Here is a 16,891-nt window from a genome sequence, read left to right as displayed (position 1 = left end):
CCAGCATGATGTTTTTGCCATCCAGAAAACCCCGGACGGACCGGGCCGGCATGACGGGCACGGAACCGTTGCGCGTGAACCGCGACGAGCATCTGGCACGACTCGAGACCGATACGTTCGACGTGCTGATCGTCGGCGGTGGCGTGACGGGTGCGTACGCGGCGTTCGATGCGAGCCTGCGCGGGCTGCGCGTCGCACTCGTCGAGAAGAGCGACTTCGCGTCGGGCACGTCGTCGAAATCGTCGAAGATGGTGCACGGCGGGCTGCGCTACATCGAGCAGGGCAATCTCGGGCTCGTGCGTCATTCGCTGCTCGAGCGGCAGCGGCTGCGGCGCAACGCGCGCCATCTCGTGCAGCGGCTGCCGTTCCTGTTTCCGGTGATGGAGCGCGAAGGCGTGTTCGACCGGCGCCTGGCGAAGGCCTTCGAAAGCCTGCTGTGGACCTACGACATCGCCGGCGGCTGGCGCGAGGGCATCCTGCACCAGAAGCTGACCAAGGCCGAGGTGCTGTCCCATTGCCCGACCTTCAACGAAACCCACCTGACGGGCGGCTTCCTGTACTTCGACGCGCGAGTCGACGATGCGCGCCTGACGCTGAACCTGGTGCGCACGGCCGCGTTTCATGGCGCGGCGGTCGCAAACCACGCGCGCGTGGTCGAGCTGACGCGCGACGGCCACGGCAAGGTCGACGGCGCGATCGTGCATGCCGACGGCCGCGAACGGCGCGTGCGGGCGCGGGTGGTCGTGATGGCGACCGGCGTCTGGCTGCGCGACTGGACCGGCGCGCGCAAGGGCGATGCGCCCGCGTTGCAGGTGCGGCCCGCGAAGGGCGTGCATGTCGCGATCCCGTGGCTGAAGATCCGCAACGACTGCACGGTGACGATCCCCGTGCCGGGCCGCAACCGCCGCGCGACGATCACGCGCTGGGGCAACGTGTCGTATCTCGGCACGACCGACGAGGACTACGACGGCGATCTCGACGACGTGCACTGCACGCGGCAGGAACTCGATTTCCTGCTGGACGGCGCGCGTTCCGCGCTGAAGACCGACCTGAGCGCGGACGACGTGGTCGGCAGCATCGCCGGATGCCGGCCGCTCGTCGGGCCGCCGGGCGGCAAGACGATCGAGATGAAGCGCAATCACGAGATTCACGTCGCGCCCGACGGGCTCGTGACGATCGTCGGCGGCAAGCTGACGACGTCGCGGCACATGGCCGAGCAGACGATCGATACGGTCGGCAAGCTGCTCGGCCGCCGCGCACGCTGCCGCACGAAATCGGCCTACCTGCTCGGCGCGGCCGGCTACGACCCGCAGGCGATCGTCGCATCGGGCGGGCTTGCCGCGCATCTCGGCGAACGCTACGGCACCGAGGCGCGCTTCGTCGGCGATCTCGCCGATGCGGCGCCGTCGCTGCTCGCGCCGATCGTCGAAGGGCTGCCGTACAGCGAAGCGGAAGTGCTCTATGCGGTGCGTCACGAATTCGCGCGCAGCGTCGACGACGTGCTGTCGCGCCGCACCCGCGCGCGGCTGATGGCGCGCGATGCGTCGGCACGCGCGGCGCCGCGCGTCGGCGCGATCCTTCAGGCGGAGCTCGGCTTGTCCGATGCGGCCGTCGCCAGCCAGGTGCGCGACTACGTCGCCGCCATCGCACTCGAAAAAGCCATCCTCATGGGAGAACACGGATGATCAGCAAGGAAGCCATCAAGCGCGGCTACAACCGCGGTAACTACGTCGTCGGCGCGCATACGCCGCCGCCATACTCGCTGAACCTGGCGGCCGGCGGCGCGCCTGTCGAGGCCGGCATGCAGCGCGCGCCGGTCGCGGTATCGCCGCAGCAGGTCGACGCACTGCGCGCGGTGGCCGACGAGGTGCTCGCGCAGCCGGCCGACGTCGTCGCGTGGACCCGCGACTGGTGGGCCGCGTCGATGGTCGCGGAAACGGGCGGCCGGCCGGCGACGCCGCATGCGGTCGTCGTGCGCGTGTCGACGGTCGAGCAGGTGCAGGCCGTGATGCGCATCGCGCACGCGGCGACGATTCCGGTGACGGCGTCCGCCGGCCGCAGCAACGTGACGGGCGCGGCGCTGCCGGTGCGCGGCGGCATCGTGCTCGACGTGTGCGGGCTGAACCGGCTGATCGGTGTCGACACCGAGAGCCAGATCGTCGACGTCGAAGCCGGGATGTTCGGCGACGTGTTCGAGGACACGCTGCAACGCGAACACGGGCTGACGATGGGGCACTGGCCGTCATCGTTCGGGATCAGCACGGTGGGCGGCTGGATTGCATGCCGCGGCGCGGGGCAACTGTCGACGCGCTACGGCAAGATCGAGGACATGGTGTTCGGGATGGACGTGGTGCTTGCGGACGGCAGCCTCGTCACGCTCGGCGGCTATTCGCGCGCGGCGGTCGGCCCGGATCTGCAGCAACTGTTCATCGGCAGCGAAGGGACGCTCGGCATCATCGTGCGTGCGCGCCTGAAGCTGCATCGGCTGCCCGATTACGGCCGCGCGATCGCGTACGGCTTCGACACGTTCGCGGCCGGCCTCGACGCGTGCCGCGAGATCCTGCAACGCGGTGCGAACCCGGCGGCACTGCGGCTCTACGACGCGCTCGAGAGCGGCGTGCAGTTCGGCCTGCCCGACACGAACGTGCTGCTGATCGCCGACGAAGGCGCGCGCGAGATGGTCGACGCCGTGATGGCGATCGGCGCACGCGTCGGCGAGGAAAGCGGGCGCAAGCTCGACGGCGACGCGATCTTCGAGAAGTGGCTCGACACACGCTACCTGACCGGCAAGAGCGCGGAAGGCTTCAAGCGCAGCCCGGGCTTCGTGGCCGACACGCTGGAGATGTGCGGCCGCTGGCGCGATCTCGCGGCGATCTATCGCGACGTGGTGGCCGCGCTGCAGGCGGTGCCGGGCACGCTGGCCGGATCCGCGCACCAGTCGCATGCATACGCGGACGGCGCGTGCCTGTATTTCTCGCTGCGCGGCGACGTCGCGGTGGCCGAGCGGGCCGCGTGGTACCGCGCCGCATGGGACGCGGCAAACGCGGTGCTGATCCAATACAATGCAGCGTTGAGTCATCACCACGGCGTCGGGCTGCTGCGTTCGCCGTACCTGCGCGATTCGCTGGGCACGGCGTTCCCGGTGCTGCAGACGGTGAAGCGCGCGCTCGATCCGAAACACATCCTCAACCCCGGCAAGCTCGGTCTCGGCGACGAGACCGGCCCGCACGTCGACCGGTAAACGTCATGGACAAGTCGCTGGGCGCGCGTCTCGCCCGTCATCCCGTCATCGCCACGTTGTATGGCGTCGAGCAGGCCGACAGCTTCATCGACAGCGAGGCCGAGGTCGGCATCGTCGCGAACGTCGACCTGCGCCGGCTGCAGGCGGTGGTCGCGGCGCTCGCCCGGGCCGGCAAGTTCGTGATCGTCAACATCGATAGTTGCGACGGGCTGTCGCAGGACAAGGGCGGCGTCGAATATCTGGCCGATATCGGCGTCGCGAGCCTGGTGTCGACGCGCGTCGCGACGATCCAGCGTGCGAACCGCGCCGGGCTGATCACGATGCAGAAGGTGTTCGTGACCGACCGCTCGACGTGGCCGCGCAGCGTGAAGGCGATCGAGCAGAGCGATCCGAACCTGGTGCAGCTGATGCCGGCGCCGATGCTCGCGCACCTGAGCGAAGCCGACCGGCAGGCGCTGCCGCCGATCGTCGCGTCGGGCTTCGTCGGCAACGCGGACGACGTGCGCAGCGCGAGGCGGCACGGGGCGGTCGCGGTGTCGACGAGCGACAGCGCGTGGTGGAATTTCGACCCGTCGGCGTGACGGGCCTCTGTCGAACACGGAGCGCAGCATGAACGAACCTTACCTGCAGGTGATCGCGCATTACTTCGCGAAGCCCGGCAACGGCGACCGCGTGGTCGAACTGCTCGCGGAACTCGCGCCGGCCACGCGCGCCGAGCCGAAGAACCTCGACTACGCGTATTTCCGGTCGCCGGAGCACCCCGACCACATCGTGATCCTCGAGCGCTACCGCGACGCGGACGGCCTCGACGCGCATCGGGAAACGCCGCATTTCCAGCGGATCGGGATCGGGGCCATCATTCCGTTGCTCGATCGCCGCGACGTGTCGCGCTACATGGTGCAGCCGGACACCGGCACGGCGACGCCACCGGGAGGCACCCGATGAACCCGTTTCAATTCCGTACCGTTCCGACGCAGATCGTCGAATTTGGCGCCGCGCGCCGGCTCGGCCCGCTGTTGCGCGAACGCTTTCCGGCGCTCGCGCGGCTGTGCGTCGTCACCGATGCGTTCCTGCATCGCAGCGGCGTGCTCGCGCCCGCGCTGGAGAGCCTCGCCGCGCACGGCTGGCAGGTGACGGTGATCGACGACGTGATCGCCGACCCGCCCGAGCACGTGGTGCTCGAGGCGACCGAACGGGCCGTCGCGGCCGATGCCGAGATCGTGCTTGGCCTGGGCGGCGGGTCGTCGATGGACGTCGCGAAGCTGATCGCGGTGCTCGCGCCGCGGCAGCAGGCGCTGGCCGACATGTATGGCGTCGACAAGGTCGCGAGCGCGCGGCTGCCGCTCGTGCAGATGCCGACGACGGCCGGCACGGGCTCCGAGGTCACGGCCGTGTCGATCGTCACGGTCGGCGAGGCGCGCAAGATGGGCGTCGTGTCGCCGCACCTGTTCGCGGACGTCGCGATTCTCGACGCCGAACTCACGCTCGGCCTGCCGCGCGCGGCAACCGCCGCGACGGGCATCGACGCGATGGTGCACGCGATCGAGGCCTATACGTCCGCGCGGCTGAAGAATCCGGTGTCGGACATGCTCGCGACGCACGCGCTCACGCTGCTGTCTCGCAACCTGCTGGCAGCGTGCGACGACGGCCAGAACCGGCACGCGCGCGAAGCGATGCTGGTGGGCGCGATGTTCGCGGGGCAGGCGTTCGCGAATGCGCCGGTCGCGGCCGTGCATGCGCTGGCCTATCCGGTCGGCGGCATTTTCCACGTGCCGCACGGGTTGTCGAACGCGCTGGTGCTGCCGCACGTGCTGCGCTTCAATGCGCCGGCGGCCGCGCCGCTGTATGCGGAACTCGCGGCGATCGTCGCGCCGTCGGCGACGGGCAGCGACGAAGCGCGCACGCACGTGCTGATCGCCGAAATCGACCGGCTGATCGTCGCGACGGGTATTCCGCGCACGCTGCGCGAAGTCGGCATCGGCGAGAGCGACCTGCCGCGCATGGCGTCGGATGCGATGCTGCAGACGCGCCTGCTCGTGAACAATCCGCGCGAGGTGGCGGAGGCTGACGCGCTGGCGATTTACCGGCAGGCGTGGTGATGCGGCCGGTGCGCATGGCGCCGCCCGTCACGATTCACGAGGCGCGGGCGGCCTGCCGCGCGGGCCGTGCCGCAACGCACGCGCATGCCAGCGCGACGGCCACGAGCGCGCACCCGGCCCACGGCGTGACGAGCAGGGCATCGCGCCCGACGAGCACGCCGCCGAGCGCCGACCCGAGCGCGACGCCCGCATGCATGGCCGACACGTTGATGCCGACGCTCGCATCGGCCAGCGACGGCGCGGTATGGATCAGGTAGTTCTGCACGATCGGCGAGATCGACCAGCTGATGCCACCCCACAGCATCATCGCGGGCACGAACGCGAGCGGCGATGCACCGGCCGCCGGCAGCATCGCCATCGCGACGAGAAACACGGCCGGGCATGCGCACAGCGCGCGTGACGCGCCGAGCCGGTCCGAGAAGAGTCCGCCGAGCCACGCGCCGGTCACGCCGGCGATCCCGAACGCCACGTACAACCCTTCGAGTGCGGCCGCACCGGGCGACAGCACGGCCTGCAGATACGGCGTGAGATACGCAAACAGCGTGAAATGCCCGCCGATCATCGCGATCGAGACGAGTTGCGCAGCCAGCAGGCGCGGCCGTGACAGTACCGCGCGATACGACGGCACGCCGGGCGCGCCGGCCGCGGCAGGCGCCATGCGCGGCAGCCGGCGGGCGAGCCGGATGCCGAGCGGCAGCGCGGGCACGGCGATCGACACGAACACTGCGCGCCAGCCGGCCCATTCGGCAATGCGCATCCCGATCGGTACGCCGAGCACGAGCGATGCGCTGATCCCCATGAATACGATGCCGATCGCGCGGCCGCGTTGCGACGCCGGCGCGAGTTCGGCCGCGAACCGCGTCGCGACGAGGATCAGCGTCGCGCAACTCGCAGCCATCAGCACGCGCGCGGCGAACAGGCTCGCATAGCCGGGGCTCGCGGCAGCAAACAGGTTCGCGGCCGCGAATGTGCCGAGGGCCGCGAACAGTGCGGTGCGCCGTTCGACGCGCGCGACGCAGCCGGCTGCCACGAGCGCGGCCAGTGCGAATACGGCGGAGAAAATCGTGGTGAGCTGGCCGGCGGCCGCAATCGACACGTGAAGGCCGGCAGAGATCGCCGGCAGGATGCCGACGCAGATGTTTTCGGCGACGCCGGCCAGGAATACGGCGGCGGCCAGCAGGTACACGCGAACGTCCATCGCAAACCCCTCCTGTACGGTCGACGCGACAGCGCCGGGCAGGGGCGGGGCCGCATCGGATCGAATCGACGGATGGGTTTCGAGGCGAGGCTTCGGTTATCCCGGAAAGGAGGACGGTAGCGCACGCCGGGGGCGCATGCAAGTGCCGCTCTCGTGTACGTTGTCGCGACGCAATCGCGGCCGCGCCGGTGCGATTTGCGCCGCCTGCGGCCACGCGCATCCGGTCCCCGTTCCCGCGCCCGCTCGTGCGATGGGCGGCGGTCTCGAAGAAGGGCCGTGAGCGGCGCGCGGCCGCTGGGCCGCCCTACGCGCGCGACGCGTCGGCGCCGGCCGCGACCACGTAGGCCGATGCCTGCTTCGTGCCGTCCGGCTTCGTCTCCAGGTACACGCCCTGGATTTCCGGCTCGAAGCCCGGCAGCGCGTTGATCCCGGCTTCCAGCGCACGGAAGTAATCGAGCGCCGGGCCGCCCCACGCTTCGCCGGGCACCACGCAGAAGATGCCGGGCGGATAGGGCAGCGCGCCCTCGGTCGCGATCCGGCCTTCGATGCGGTCGAGCGTGACGAGCTCGACGTTGTTGCGGATCAGCTCGGCGTTCGCGGCCTGCGGCTGCATCGCCTGCTTCGGGAACTGCGCGCGCCGGAACATCTGCTTCTGCAGGTGCTTCATGTCGTGGCTGCGGTAGAAGTCGTGCATGCGCTGGCACAGCTGTCGCAAGCGCATGGTGCCGTACAGCTCCGGATAGGCTTCGCACAGCGACGGAATCGCTTCGCGCAGCGGTGTGTCCTGGTCGAGATGGCGCTCGAACTGCGCGAGGTGCGCAACCAGATGCTGCAGTTTGCCGAAGCTCTCCGACGGCGTGAGCAGGAACAGGATCGTGTACAGGTCGGCCTTCTCGGGCACGACGCCGTGCTCGCGCAGGTAGCGCGCGAGGATCGGCGCCGGCGCGCCGAACGATGCGTACTCGTGCGTGTCGGGATCGATGCCGGGCGTCGTCAGCAGCAGCTTGCACGGATCGACGAAGTACTGGTCGTCCGCATAGCCTTCGAAGCCGTGCCACGTGTCGGCCGGGTGAAAGCGGAAGAAGCGCAGGTCGTCGACGATCTGCTCGGTCGGGTAGTCGGCCCACGGGCGGCCGTCGACCTGTTGCGGAACGAACGGGCGGATCTGGCGGCAGGTCTTCATCAGCAGCTTGCGCGCGTCGACACCGTGCGCGACGCAGTCGCGCCACAGGCGCTTGCCGGCCGGGCCCGCATGCATCTGCGCGTTCACGTCGAGCGCCGCGAACATCGGGTAGAACGGGCTCGTCGACGCATGGATCATGTACGCGTTGTTGAAGCGGCGGTGGTCGCAGAAGCGCTTCTGGCCTTCGATGTGGCTGTCCTTCTTGTGGATCTGCGACGTCTGCGAGAAGCCGGCCTGCTGCTTGTGCACCGACTGCGTGACGAAGATGCCGGGATCGTCGGGGCCGAGCGTCAGCATCAGCGGCGAGCAGTCCTGCATCATCGGGATGAACTGCTCGTAGCCGACCCACGCCGAATCGAACAGGATGTAGTCGCACAGATGCCCGATCCGGTCGACGATTTCGCGCGCGTTGTAGATCGTGCCGTCGTAGGTGCCGAGCTGGATCACGGCGAGCCGGAACGGGCGCGGCAGGTCGGCGCGCTCGGGCGCGACGTCGCGGATCGCGTCGCGAATGCGCGCTTCGCCGAGCGCCGCGCTGTCGACGCCGCCGATGAGGCCCCACGCGTTGCGCGCGGTTTCGAGGTAGACGGGCCGCGCGCCGGACAGCACGAGCGCGCCGAGGTGGACCGACTTGTGGTTGTTGCGGTCGAACAGCACGAGATCGCCGGGCGCGAGCAGCGCGCTGGTGACGACCTTGTTCGAGGTCGACGTGCCGTTCAGCACGAAGTAGGTCTTGTCCGCGTTGTAGATGCGCGCGGCGTTGCGCTGCGCTTCCAGCGCGGGCCCTTCGTGAATCAGCAGGTCGCCGAGCCGGACGTCCGCGTTGCAGAGGTCCGCCCGAAAGATCGTCTCGCCGAAGAAGTCGAAGAACATCCGGCCGAGCGGGTGATTCGAGAAGAACTGGCCGCCCTGGTGGCCCGGGCAGTCGAACTCGACGTAGCCGCGCTGCACGTATTCGCGCATGACCTTGAAGAACGGCGGCAGCAGATTCTCGCTGTAGATGTCGGCGGCGGCGGAAATCTGCCGGCCGTAATAGTGGCGCCCGCCGTGCCGGAGCTGGATCACGCCGCTCGCGCTCGGCAGGATCGACGGCGGCACTTCCTGGTCGGGCTCGACCGCGACGAAGAACGGAATCGCGAACCCGGTTTTTTCGACGGCTTTCAGCACTTTCTGCGCCGAATCGATTCCGACCACGATTGCCGCGATATTCGTGAAATCGGTCTGGAATACGTCGACCTGTTCGTGCGTGGTGAGGAAGGCGCCAATCAGCGCCGGCTCGACTGCGATTTTCAACAGACTCACGCGAACTCTCCCGTAAATGTGCGGAAGCGGGAGCGCGATTCGCGCCGGCGCGTCGTCCTGATCCGACATGCGCCGCAGCCGATTGAAACGCTCCCGCGAATGCTGAATGCCGAATGCGCGCGGCTCGATATAGCCTTGCGCGGTGCGGCACAGCCGCGATCGGACCATGCCCGGCGCAGCCGATCGTAGCAACAATAGGCCGCGAATTCAATCGACCGGAATCGATAATGTCATTGCAGGATGAGAATGATCAAATAATCGGGAATTGACATGCTGCGGTGCACATAAAAATGATCCAATTATGAAATCCGATTTGAAAGGCGCCGATGGTTTCAACGAATCGTCAGCTTTTCATCGAAAAGCATCTATGGCATAGTCGGCTCCGAATTGGATGGCGAATCAAGCCGGAATTGCGAGCGTCTCATGCCGCTGCCCGTGACCTGCTGTCCGCGTGCTCGTGAGACGAACAATACCAATCGAAGCAACGCAACAGCGAGGGCAACAACATGAATACTTCTGTCGGTGGCATTCGTCGTCTCGGCATGCGTGCACTGCTGGTCGACGATGAAATCACGCAGGAAACCGCCACCGGGCGCGCGGTCCGCACGCTGAGTGCGGAGCTCGTGCAGCGCGGTATCGACGTGCTCACGGCGACGTCCGCCGACGATGCAATCGTGCTGATCCGCTCCGACCCGTCGATCCAGTGCGTGCTGCTCGACTGGGATCTCGGCGTGGACGGCCACGGGCCGTCCGAGGCCGTGGTCGATGCGATCCGGCATCGCAACGCGAACGTGCCGATCTTCCTGCTGGCCGACCGCAGCGTCGCGTCGACGGTGCCGTCGGCGGTGATGGGTAAGGTCGACGATTTCGTGTGGCTGCTCGAAGATACCGCCGACTTCATCGGCGGGCGCATCCACGCGGCGATCGAGCGCTATCGCTCGACCGTGCTGCCGCCGATGTTCGGCGCGCTCGCGAAGTTCTCCCGCGTCTACGAATACTCGTGGCATACGCCCGGCCACACGGGCGGCACCGGCTTCCTGAAATCGCCGGTCGGCCGCGCATTCTTCGAATACTTCGGCGAAGCGCTGTTCCGCTCGGACCTGTCGATCTCGGTTGGCGAACTCGGCTCGCTGCTCGACCACTCGGGCCCGATCGGCGAAAGCGAACGCTATGCGGCGCGCGTGTTCGGCGCGCATCGCACGTATCACGTGACGAACGGCTCGTCGACGTCGAACCGCATCATCCTGATGGCGAGCGTGAGCCGCGACCAGATCGCGCTGTGCGACCGCAACTGTCACAAGTCGGCCGAACATGCGATGACGATGTCGGGTGCGATTCCGACCTACCTCGTGCCGACGCGCAATCGCTACGGGATCATCGGGCCGATCGCCTCAGAGCGCCTCACGCAGACGGCGATTCGCGAGGCGATCTCGTCGAACCCGCTCGCGGCCGGGCTGGCCGATCGCCAGCCGAAGCACGCGATCATCACGAACTCGACGTACGACGGCCTTTGCTACAACGTCACGCGCGTGGAAGAACTGCTCGGCGCGAGCGTCGATCGCCTGCACTTCGACGAAGCGTGGTATGGCTACGCGCGTTTCAACCCGATCTACCGCGACCGCCATGCGATGCACGGCGACCCGCGCGACCATCGCGCGGACCGCCCCACGGTGTTCGCGACGCAGTCGACGCACAAGCTGCTGACCGCGCTGTCGCAGGCGTCGTACATCCACGTGCGCGACGGCCGCAGCCCGATTCCGCATGCCCAGTTCAACGAAACGTTCATGATGCATGCATCGACGTCGCCGAACTACGCGATCATCGCGTCGAACGACGTGGCCGCGGCGATGATGGACGGCCCCGGCGGCGCCGCGCTGACACACGAGTCGATCGAAGAGGCCGTCGCGTTCCGCCAGATGATCGCGCGGATGAACGGCGAATTCGGCGCGAAGGGCGACTGGTTCTTCGAATGCTGGCAGCCCGACACCGTGCTCGAGGCGCGCACGGGCCGCACGCTGCCGTTCCACGATGCGCCGCCCGAACTGCTCGCGAGCGACCCGGCGTGCTGGGTGCTGCGCCCCGGCGCGCAATGGCACGGCTTCGGCAACATCGAGGACGGCTACTGCATGCTCGACCCGATCAAGGTGTCGATCGTCACGCCGGGCGTCGCACCGGCCGGCGGCCTGATGCCGGTCGGCATCCCGGCGAGCGTCGTCACCGCGTATCTCGACGCGCGCGGGATCGTCGTCGAGAAGACGACCGATTTCACGATCCTGTTCCTGTTCTCGATCGGCATCACGAAGGGCAAGTGGGGCTCGCTCGTCAGCGCGCTGTGCGACTTCAAGCGCGACTACGACGCGAACCTGCCGCTCGACATGGCGATTCCGTCGCTCGCGAAGGAGCATGGCTCGCGCTATGCGGGCATGGGGCTGAAGGACCTGGCCGACACGATGTTCGCGGCGATGGAGCAGCTCGGCACGACGCGGCTGATGTCGGAGGCGTTCTCGATCCTGCCGACGCCGGAGATGAGCCCGGTGCGCGCGTACGAGCATCTCGTGCAGGGCCGCGTCGAGCAGGTCGCGCTCGACGAGCTGGCCGGGCGCACGGTCGCCACCGGCGTCGTGCCGTATCCGCCGGGCATTCCGCTCTTGATGCCGGGCGAGAACGCGGGGCCGGCCGGCGGCCCGGTGCTCGGCTACCTGAAGGCGCTCGAAGCATACGACCGGCGCTTTCCGGGCTTTGCGCACGACACGCACGGCGTGGAAGTCGAGGACGGCACGTACCGCGTGTACTGCCTGACGGCGTGAGCGTCTGAGCGGACGAACGAGCGAATGGCCGCCTGGCGGCCTCACATCGAAGGATCGACACCATGGAAAACGCAGCGCGCATGACCGACGCGGCCCCGGCGGCCGCGCCGAAGAACCGGATGAACGTCTGGCAGCTGACCATCCTCACGGCGGTCAACATGATGGGCTCCGGCATCATCCTGCTGCCGTCGAAGCTCGCACAGGTCGGCACGATCTCGTTGCTGTCGTGGATCGTCACGGCCGGCGGCTCGCTCGCGCTGGCCTATGCGTTCGCGCGCTGCGGGATGCTGAGCCGCAAGCCGGGCGGGATGGGCGGCTACGCGGAATACGCGTTCGGCAAGGCCGGCAACTACATGGCGAACTATACGTACGGGCTGTCGCTCGTGATCGCCAACGTTGCGATCGGCGTCACGGCGGTCGGCTACGGCACCGTGCTGTTCGACGCGACGCTGTCGCCGCTGCAGACGGGCCTGTGGACGATCTTCCTGCTCGTGCTGACGACGGTCGCGAACTTCGGCGGCTCGCGCATCACCGGCCGGATCGGTGCGGTGACGGTGTGGGGCGTGATCATCCCGGTCGTCGTGGTGTCGCTGATCGGCTGGTTCTGGTTCAGCGGCGCCACCTGGGGCGCCGCATGGAACCCGAACAACATGCCGTTCGGGCCGGCCGTCGGCGGCTCGATCGCGGTGACGCTGTGGGCGTTCCTCGGCCTCGAATCGGCGTGCGCGAACTCGGACGCCGTCGAAAATCCGGAGCGCAACGTGCCGATCGCCGTGCTCGGCGGCACGATCGCATCGGCGATCTTCTATATCGTGTCGACCAACGTGATCGCGGGCATCGTGCCCAACGCGATCCTCGCGAAGTCGAACGCGCCGTTCGGCATCGCATTCGCGACGATGTTCACGCCGACCGTCGGCACGATCGTCACCGCACTGATGGTGATCGCGTGCATCGGCTCGCTGCTCGGCTGGCAGTTCACGGTCGCGCAGGTGTTCAAGAGCTCGGCGGACGTCGGCTACTTCCTGCCCGTGTTCGCCCGTGCGACGCGCACGGGTACGCCGATCGTCGGCATGGTGATCCTGCTGGTCGCGCAGGTTGCGCTGGCGCTGATGACGATCAGCCCGGAACTGAGCAGCCAGTTCCAGAAGATCGTCGATCTCGCGGTCGTCACCAACCTCGTGCCTTACGTGATGTCGATGGCCGCGCTGATCACGATCCAGAAGGTTGCGAAGGTGCCGCCCGGCAAGGCGCTGGTGACGAACGTGATCGCGATGGTCGCCACCGCGTACAGCTTCTATGCGCTGTTCAGCTCGGGCGAGCAGGCGCTGATGCTCGGCGGCCTGTGCGTGTTCCTGGGCTGGACGCTGTTCGGCTTCGTCAGCGCACGCTTCTACCAGATGGAAGTCGACGCGCACGTCAAGGAGCCGGGCAAGTCGCTGCAGGCGTGACGGCGGCGGCCGGTGGCCGGTGACGGCTACGGGCGGCGCTTCGCCAGCAGCGGCGGGAGTGCCTGCTTCAGCAGGTCGACGACGGTCCGCACGCGCGGCGGCAGCGGCCGCTGCGCGTGCACCAGCACATTCAACGCGAAGTCGGGGACGTCGTACTGCGGCAGGATCCGGACGAGCTGGCCACGCGCGAGCGCGTCGGCGCAAGCCGGTTGCTGGACCACGCCGATGCCGCCGCCAGCCGCGATCGTGTCGAACATCGGGCGCCAGTGGCTCGTGGTCATGATCGTCCGGATCCGTGCGTATTCGACCGCGCTGCCGTCACGTTGCAGTGGCACCTGTTCGCTCGCGAATACGCCTTTCACGCGGATGAACGGATGGTTCGCGAGATCGGCCTTCGTTTCGATCGGGCCGTGCCGGTCCAGATACGACGGTGCGGCGACGAGCACACGGCCGACCGCGCCGAGCGCGTACGCGACGAACCCGCCGTCGCCGAGCTGGCCGACGCGGATCGAAATGTCGACGCCCTCGGTGACCGGATCGACGATATCGTCGTTCAGCACCAGGTCGATATGCAGTTTCGGATACGCGGTGCGGATCTGCATCAGCACCCCCGGCATCACGGCCTCGCCGAAGCATTGCGGTGCCGCGAGCCGGATCGTGCCGTCGAGCGCGTTTTCCGTCTTCGATACCGATGCGACCGCCATTTCGGCCGCCTCGAGCAGCGCCTTGCTGCGTTCGTAGAAGAGGCGGCCTTCCTCGGTGCAGGCGAGGGTGCGCGCACTGCGCATCAGCAGCCGCGTGCCGAGATGCTTTTCGAGTTTCTCGATGCGTTCGCTGACGGCCGGTTGACCCATGTCGAGATCCCGCGCCGCGCCTGACATCGTTCCGCGCTCCACGACCCTGACGTAGATGCGCATCGCCGCCAACAAATCCATGAGATCGCGCCTTGTGTCGTCCGGTTCGATTTTTGCCGATCGACCGATGGTACCAAAGCAGCGGCGGCGCGACGGTGTGTGCCGGACCGATACTCACTATCGGCCGCCGCGCGACCGGTGCCCGCGCGGGGGCGGGCGGCCGCGAAGCGGCGCCCGTCGCCGAAGCCGCGTGCGTTCGTCGGCATCGTGAGCGAAAATCGGCTTCCTTCCGCGCGACCGACAGGAGCCCACGAGATGACGCAACGGAACGAAGCCACACGCACGCACTGCGTCGCATGGCAGATCGTGCAGACGTGGCAGGCCGCCGAATGGTGCCGGCTCGTCGAATCGCCAGCGGGCATCGACCTGTCGGGTTCGGTGTCGGGCGCGATCGACGGCACGCCGTTTCGCATCGACTACGCGATCGCGTGCGGCATCGACTGGCTCACGCGCGCGGCGCGCGTGACACGGTGGAGCGGCACGGCGCCGCCACGGCAGATGGATATCGCCTGCGAGGCCGGGCAATGGACGATCGGCGGCGTCGATGCACCGGCGCTCGCGGGCGCAACCGACATCGATCTCGGCTTCAGCCCGTCGACCAATACGCTGCCGATCCGGCGGCTGGCGCTCGCCGTCGGCGAATCGGCCGCGATTCGCACCGCGTGGCTGCGTTTTCCGGATTTCGACCTCGTGCGCGGCGAACAGCGCTATACGCATACGGCGCCCCGCATGTATCGCTACGAGAGCGGCACGTATGCGGCGGATCTCGGGATCGACGACGCGGGCCTCGTCACCGATTACGACGAATGGCGGCGCATCGGCGCGACGCCTGCGTCGTGACGCATCAGCGCGCGCTGGCCACCGCCAACTTGCCCGGAATCAGCTTCAGCGCACTGAACGCGTCGGCGATGTTCTGCTGATACGCGACCGTCGCATCGGTGACGGGCTGCACGCCGTAGCCGGCGCGCTTGAGCGCGACTTCGAGCGTCGGCGCGTCGAGGCCGACGAGCGGCGACAGTTGCGCGGCGACCTCGGGAACGTGATCGCGCGCCCAGCGATCGACCGCGTCGACTTCATCGAGCAGGGCGCGCAACACCTGGGGATGTGCGGCCGCGTACTTGCGCGCCGCGAGGTAGTACTGCGTGTTGCGCACGAGCCCGTCGCCGTTTGCGACCACGCGCGCGCCGAGCTGCCGCTCGGCGGCGGCCAGGTACGGATCCCAGATCACCCACGCATCGACGCTGCGCTGCACGAATGCGGCGCGCGCGTCGGCGGGCGTCAGGTAGATCGGCTGGATGTCGGCATACGTGAGGCCCGCATGCTCGAGTGCCTTCACCAGCAGGTAGTGGACATTCGAGCCCTTGTTGAACGCGACCTTCTTGCCGCGCAGTTGCGCGAGGGTGCGGATCGGCGAATCGGGCAGCACGACGATCGCCTCGCCCTGCGGCGCGGGCGGCTCGTTGCCGATGTAGACGAAATCGACGCCGGCTGCCTGCGCGAAGATCGGCGGCGTTTCGCCGACCGTGCCGACGTCGATCGCGCCGGCGTTCAGCCCTTCGAGCAGTTGCGGGCCGGCCGGGAATTCGAGCCATTGCACGGTGACACCCTGGCTCGCGAGACGCTTCTCGAGCGTGCCGCGTGCCTTGAGCACCACGAAGTTGCCGTATTTCTGGAAGCCGATGCGCAGCCGCGTGCCGCCGTCGTCGGCCCGGGCGGGCAGGGCCGCGAGCGGCCCGAGCGCGAGCCCGGCCAGCCCGGCGGCCGCGCCGTGCAGCCACTGGCGGCGGCGCGGGTTCGCCGGGGTCGTTTCAACGTCTGCGTGCGGTGTGTCGTTCATCGGAGCGTCCTGCGAGCGGGTTCTCGGGCCGCGCACGAAGGCGGCGCGGCCGGCGCAGGACCGGGCCGGATGCGGGCGAGGCACGCAACGGGCCGGCCCGCGCCGGATTCAGGACGATACGGCGGCGCCGCCCGGCGGCCAACCAACGAATGCGTATATGCAAATCAGCGCTGCTCAATCCGCGCCGGCGGCGCTTTCCTCGATCGAGTCGACGCGATCGGGATAGAACGCGAGGTGTCCGCGAATCGCCTCGACGGCCGGATACGGATGCTCGTAGGTCCATACCGCGTTGACCGCACGTGCGCCGCCGGCGGGAATCGAGTAGTACGCGCAATCGCCCTTGTACGGGCAGTAGGTCGCATGGTCGGTGCGTTGCAGCAGCGCCATGTCGGCGTCTTCGCGCGGCAGGTAGAGCACGGCCGGATAGCTGGCTTCGCGCAGTGCCAGCGCGCGGCGCGTATCGGCGACGACCTTGCCGGCCACCTTGACCACCACGCGTGACGGATGCGGCTCGACCGTGATCGGATGGTCGGGGCCCGGCGACTTCACGGGGCGAGCGGACGTATCGGGGCTGTTCGACATCGTGGGTTCTCCAGGAATCGGCGGCGCAGCCGTGCCGGGTGGATCCCGGCGTGCCGGTGCCGTTGTTTGCCAGCCGATACGATGCACCCATTCCGGAGAATCTGCAGGGGGCCGGAAGGCCGTGGCGCGAACGGCCACCGGGCCGTCGTCCGGCGCTTGCGTGGACGTTCCCGCGCACGGGCAGCGGGATGCAGCCGTGTCGATAAGCAACGCCGAATTAATTGGTAAGCGATCGGCGCGAGGCGCGCGAAGATCGGCCGTCGTCATTCGCATGACAGCC

The 16,891-nt window shown here is 68.3% G+C and carries 13 protein-coding genes; 8 read left to right on the top strand and 5 right to left on the bottom strand.

The annotated features are described in order from the left end of the window. The first annotated feature begins 5 nt into the window (after positions 1-5). Genes BLA15945_RS14260 through BLA15945_RS14240 form a run of 5 tightly spaced genes read left to right on the top strand, consistent with a single transcriptional unit; the run spans position 6 to position 5,340 of the window. Positions 6-1,685: a glycerol-3-phosphate dehydrogenase/oxidase gene (locus tag BLA15945_RS14260; RefSeq protein WP_174992706.1), complete on the top strand. Its 1,680-nt coding sequence runs from the start codon at positions 6-8 to the stop codon at positions 1,683-1,685. Continuing rightward, complete coding sequence (locus tag BLA15945_RS14255; RefSeq protein ID WP_174992705.1) at positions 1,682-3,241, top strand: FAD-binding oxidoreductase; 1,560 nt, start codon at positions 1,682-1,684, stop codon at positions 3,239-3,241. The genes BLA15945_RS14260 and BLA15945_RS14255 overlap by 4 nt, the downstream gene beginning before the upstream one ends. 5 nt (positions 3,242-3,246) lie before the next feature. Continuing rightward, positions 3,247-3,822 carry a glycerol-3-phosphate responsive antiterminator gene (locus BLA15945_RS14250; RefSeq protein WP_059237197.1) on the top strand — a complete coding sequence of 192 codons (576 nt, stop codon included), beginning with the start codon at positions 3,247-3,249 and terminating at the stop codon, positions 3,820-3,822. A gap of 28 nt (positions 3,823-3,850) precedes the next feature. Beyond that, positions 3,851-4,186, top strand: coding sequence for a putative quinol monooxygenase (locus tag BLA15945_RS14245; RefSeq protein ID WP_059237196.1), 336 nt, complete (start codon positions 3,851-3,853; stop codon positions 4,184-4,186). After that, on the top strand, positions 4,183-5,340 hold the full coding sequence (locus BLA15945_RS14240; RefSeq protein ID WP_174992704.1) for an iron-containing alcohol dehydrogenase: 1,158 nt from the start codon (positions 4,183-4,185) through the stop codon (positions 5,338-5,340). Before BLA15945_RS14245 ends, BLA15945_RS14240 begins: the two co-directional genes overlap by 4 nt. A gap of 34 nt (positions 5,341-5,374) precedes the next feature. Here BLA15945_RS14240 and BLA15945_RS14235 read toward each other — a convergent pair whose 3' ends face one another. Both BLA15945_RS14235 and BLA15945_RS14230 read right to left on the bottom strand, forming a co-directional pair. Beyond that, positions 5,375-6,538 carry an MFS transporter gene (locus BLA15945_RS14235; protein ID WP_174992703.1) on the bottom strand — a complete coding sequence of 388 codons (1,164 nt, stop codon included), beginning with the start codon at positions 6,536-6,538 and terminating at the stop codon, positions 5,375-5,377. Positions 6,539-6,842: 304 nt separating this feature from the next. Beyond that, positions 6,843-9,023, bottom strand: a complete 2,181-nt coding sequence (locus tag BLA15945_RS14230; protein WP_174992702.1) for an ornithine decarboxylase — start codon at positions 9,021-9,023, stop codon at positions 6,843-6,845. A 506-nt stretch (positions 9,024-9,529) separates the two neighbouring features. On the opposite strand from BLA15945_RS14230, the gene BLA15945_RS14225 reads away from it, so the two are divergent. Next, entirely contained in the window at positions 9,530-11,830 is a 2,301-nt protein-coding gene (locus BLA15945_RS14225; protein WP_059237193.1) for an Orn/Lys/Arg family decarboxylase, read from the top strand. A gap of 62 nt (positions 11,831-11,892) precedes the next feature. Continuing rightward, positions 11,893-13,278, top strand: a complete 1,386-nt coding sequence (potE, locus tag BLA15945_RS14220; protein WP_059237192.1) for a putrescine-ornithine antiporter — start codon at positions 11,893-11,895, stop codon at positions 13,276-13,278. 26 nt (positions 13,279-13,304) lie between these two features. Here the strand turns inward: potE and BLA15945_RS14215 are convergent, their stop codons facing one another. Continuing rightward, the gene (locus BLA15945_RS14215; protein ID WP_059237191.1) at positions 13,305-14,213 is read right to left on the bottom strand and encodes a LysR family transcriptional regulator; all 909 of its coding nucleotides are present in this window, start codon (positions 14,211-14,213) and stop codon (positions 13,305-13,307) included. Between the two features lie 234 nt (positions 14,214-14,447). Here BLA15945_RS14215 and BLA15945_RS14210 point away from each other — a divergent pair, with 234 nt between their 5' ends. Continuing rightward, entirely contained in the window at positions 14,448-15,032 is a 585-nt protein-coding gene (locus BLA15945_RS14210; protein WP_059237190.1) for a putative glycolipid-binding domain-containing protein, read from the top strand. Between the two features lie 4 nt (positions 15,033-15,036). Here BLA15945_RS14210 and BLA15945_RS14205 read toward each other — a convergent pair whose 3' ends face one another. Further along, a complete protein-coding gene (locus BLA15945_RS14205; RefSeq protein ID WP_174992701.1) occupies positions 15,037-16,029 on the bottom strand; it encodes a sulfonate ABC transporter substrate-binding protein in 993 nt (330 codons plus the stop codon). Between the two features lie 174 nt (positions 16,030-16,203). After that, a complete protein-coding gene (locus tag BLA15945_RS14200; protein WP_059237188.1) occupies positions 16,204-16,611 on the bottom strand; it encodes a DUF427 domain-containing protein in 408 nt (135 codons plus the stop codon). Positions 16,612-16,891: the final 280 nt, after the last annotated feature.

Source organism: Burkholderia arboris, assembly GCF_902499125.1.
Taxonomy (GTDB): domain Bacteria; phylum Pseudomonadota; class Gammaproteobacteria; order Burkholderiales; family Burkholderiaceae; genus Burkholderia; species Burkholderia arboris.
The sequence above is the reverse complement of the archived record's forward strand: the minus strand, read 5'-3'. Positions and strand labels throughout refer to the sequence as shown.

What these genes read in the sequence shown, in the direction of transcription:
- BLA15945_RS14225 (WP_059237193.1), top strand. Translation starts at nt 9,530, where the DNA reads ATGAATACTTCTGTCGGTGGCATTCGTCGTCTCGGCATGCGTGCACTG.
- BLA15945_RS14200 (WP_059237188.1), bottom strand. Translation starts at nt 16,611, where the DNA reads ATGTCGAACAGCCCCGATACGTCCGCTCGCCCCGTGAAGTCGCCGGGC.
- potE (WP_059237192.1), top strand. Translation starts at nt 11,893, where the DNA reads ATGGAAAACGCAGCGCGCATGACCGACGCGGCCCCGGCGGCCGCGCCG.
- BLA15945_RS14260 (WP_174992706.1), top strand. Translation starts at nt 6, where the DNA reads ATGATGTTTTTGCCATCCAGAAAACCCCGGACGGACCGGGCCGGCATG.
- BLA15945_RS14235 (WP_174992703.1), bottom strand. Translation starts at nt 6,538, where the DNA reads ATGGACGTTCGCGTGTACCTGCTGGCCGCCGCCGTATTCCTGGCCGGC.
- BLA15945_RS14215 (WP_059237191.1), bottom strand. Translation starts at nt 14,213, where the DNA reads ATGGATTTGTTGGCGGCGATGCGCATCTACGTCAGGGTCGTGGAGCGC.
- BLA15945_RS14245 (WP_059237196.1), top strand. Translation starts at nt 3,851, where the DNA reads ATGAACGAACCTTACCTGCAGGTGATCGCGCATTACTTCGCGAAGCCC.
- BLA15945_RS14255 (WP_174992705.1), top strand. Translation starts at nt 1,682, where the DNA reads ATGATCAGCAAGGAAGCCATCAAGCGCGGCTACAACCGCGGTAACTAC.
- BLA15945_RS14240 (WP_174992704.1), top strand. Translation starts at nt 4,183, where the DNA reads ATGAACCCGTTTCAATTCCGTACCGTTCCGACGCAGATCGTCGAATTT.
- BLA15945_RS14210 (WP_059237190.1), top strand. Translation starts at nt 14,448, where the DNA reads ATGACGCAACGGAACGAAGCCACACGCACGCACTGCGTCGCATGGCAG.
- BLA15945_RS14205 (WP_174992701.1), bottom strand. Translation starts at nt 16,029, where the DNA reads ATGAACGACACACCGCACGCAGACGTTGAAACGACCCCGGCGAACCCG.
- BLA15945_RS14250 (WP_059237197.1), top strand. Translation starts at nt 3,247, where the DNA reads ATGGACAAGTCGCTGGGCGCGCGTCTCGCCCGTCATCCCGTCATCGCC.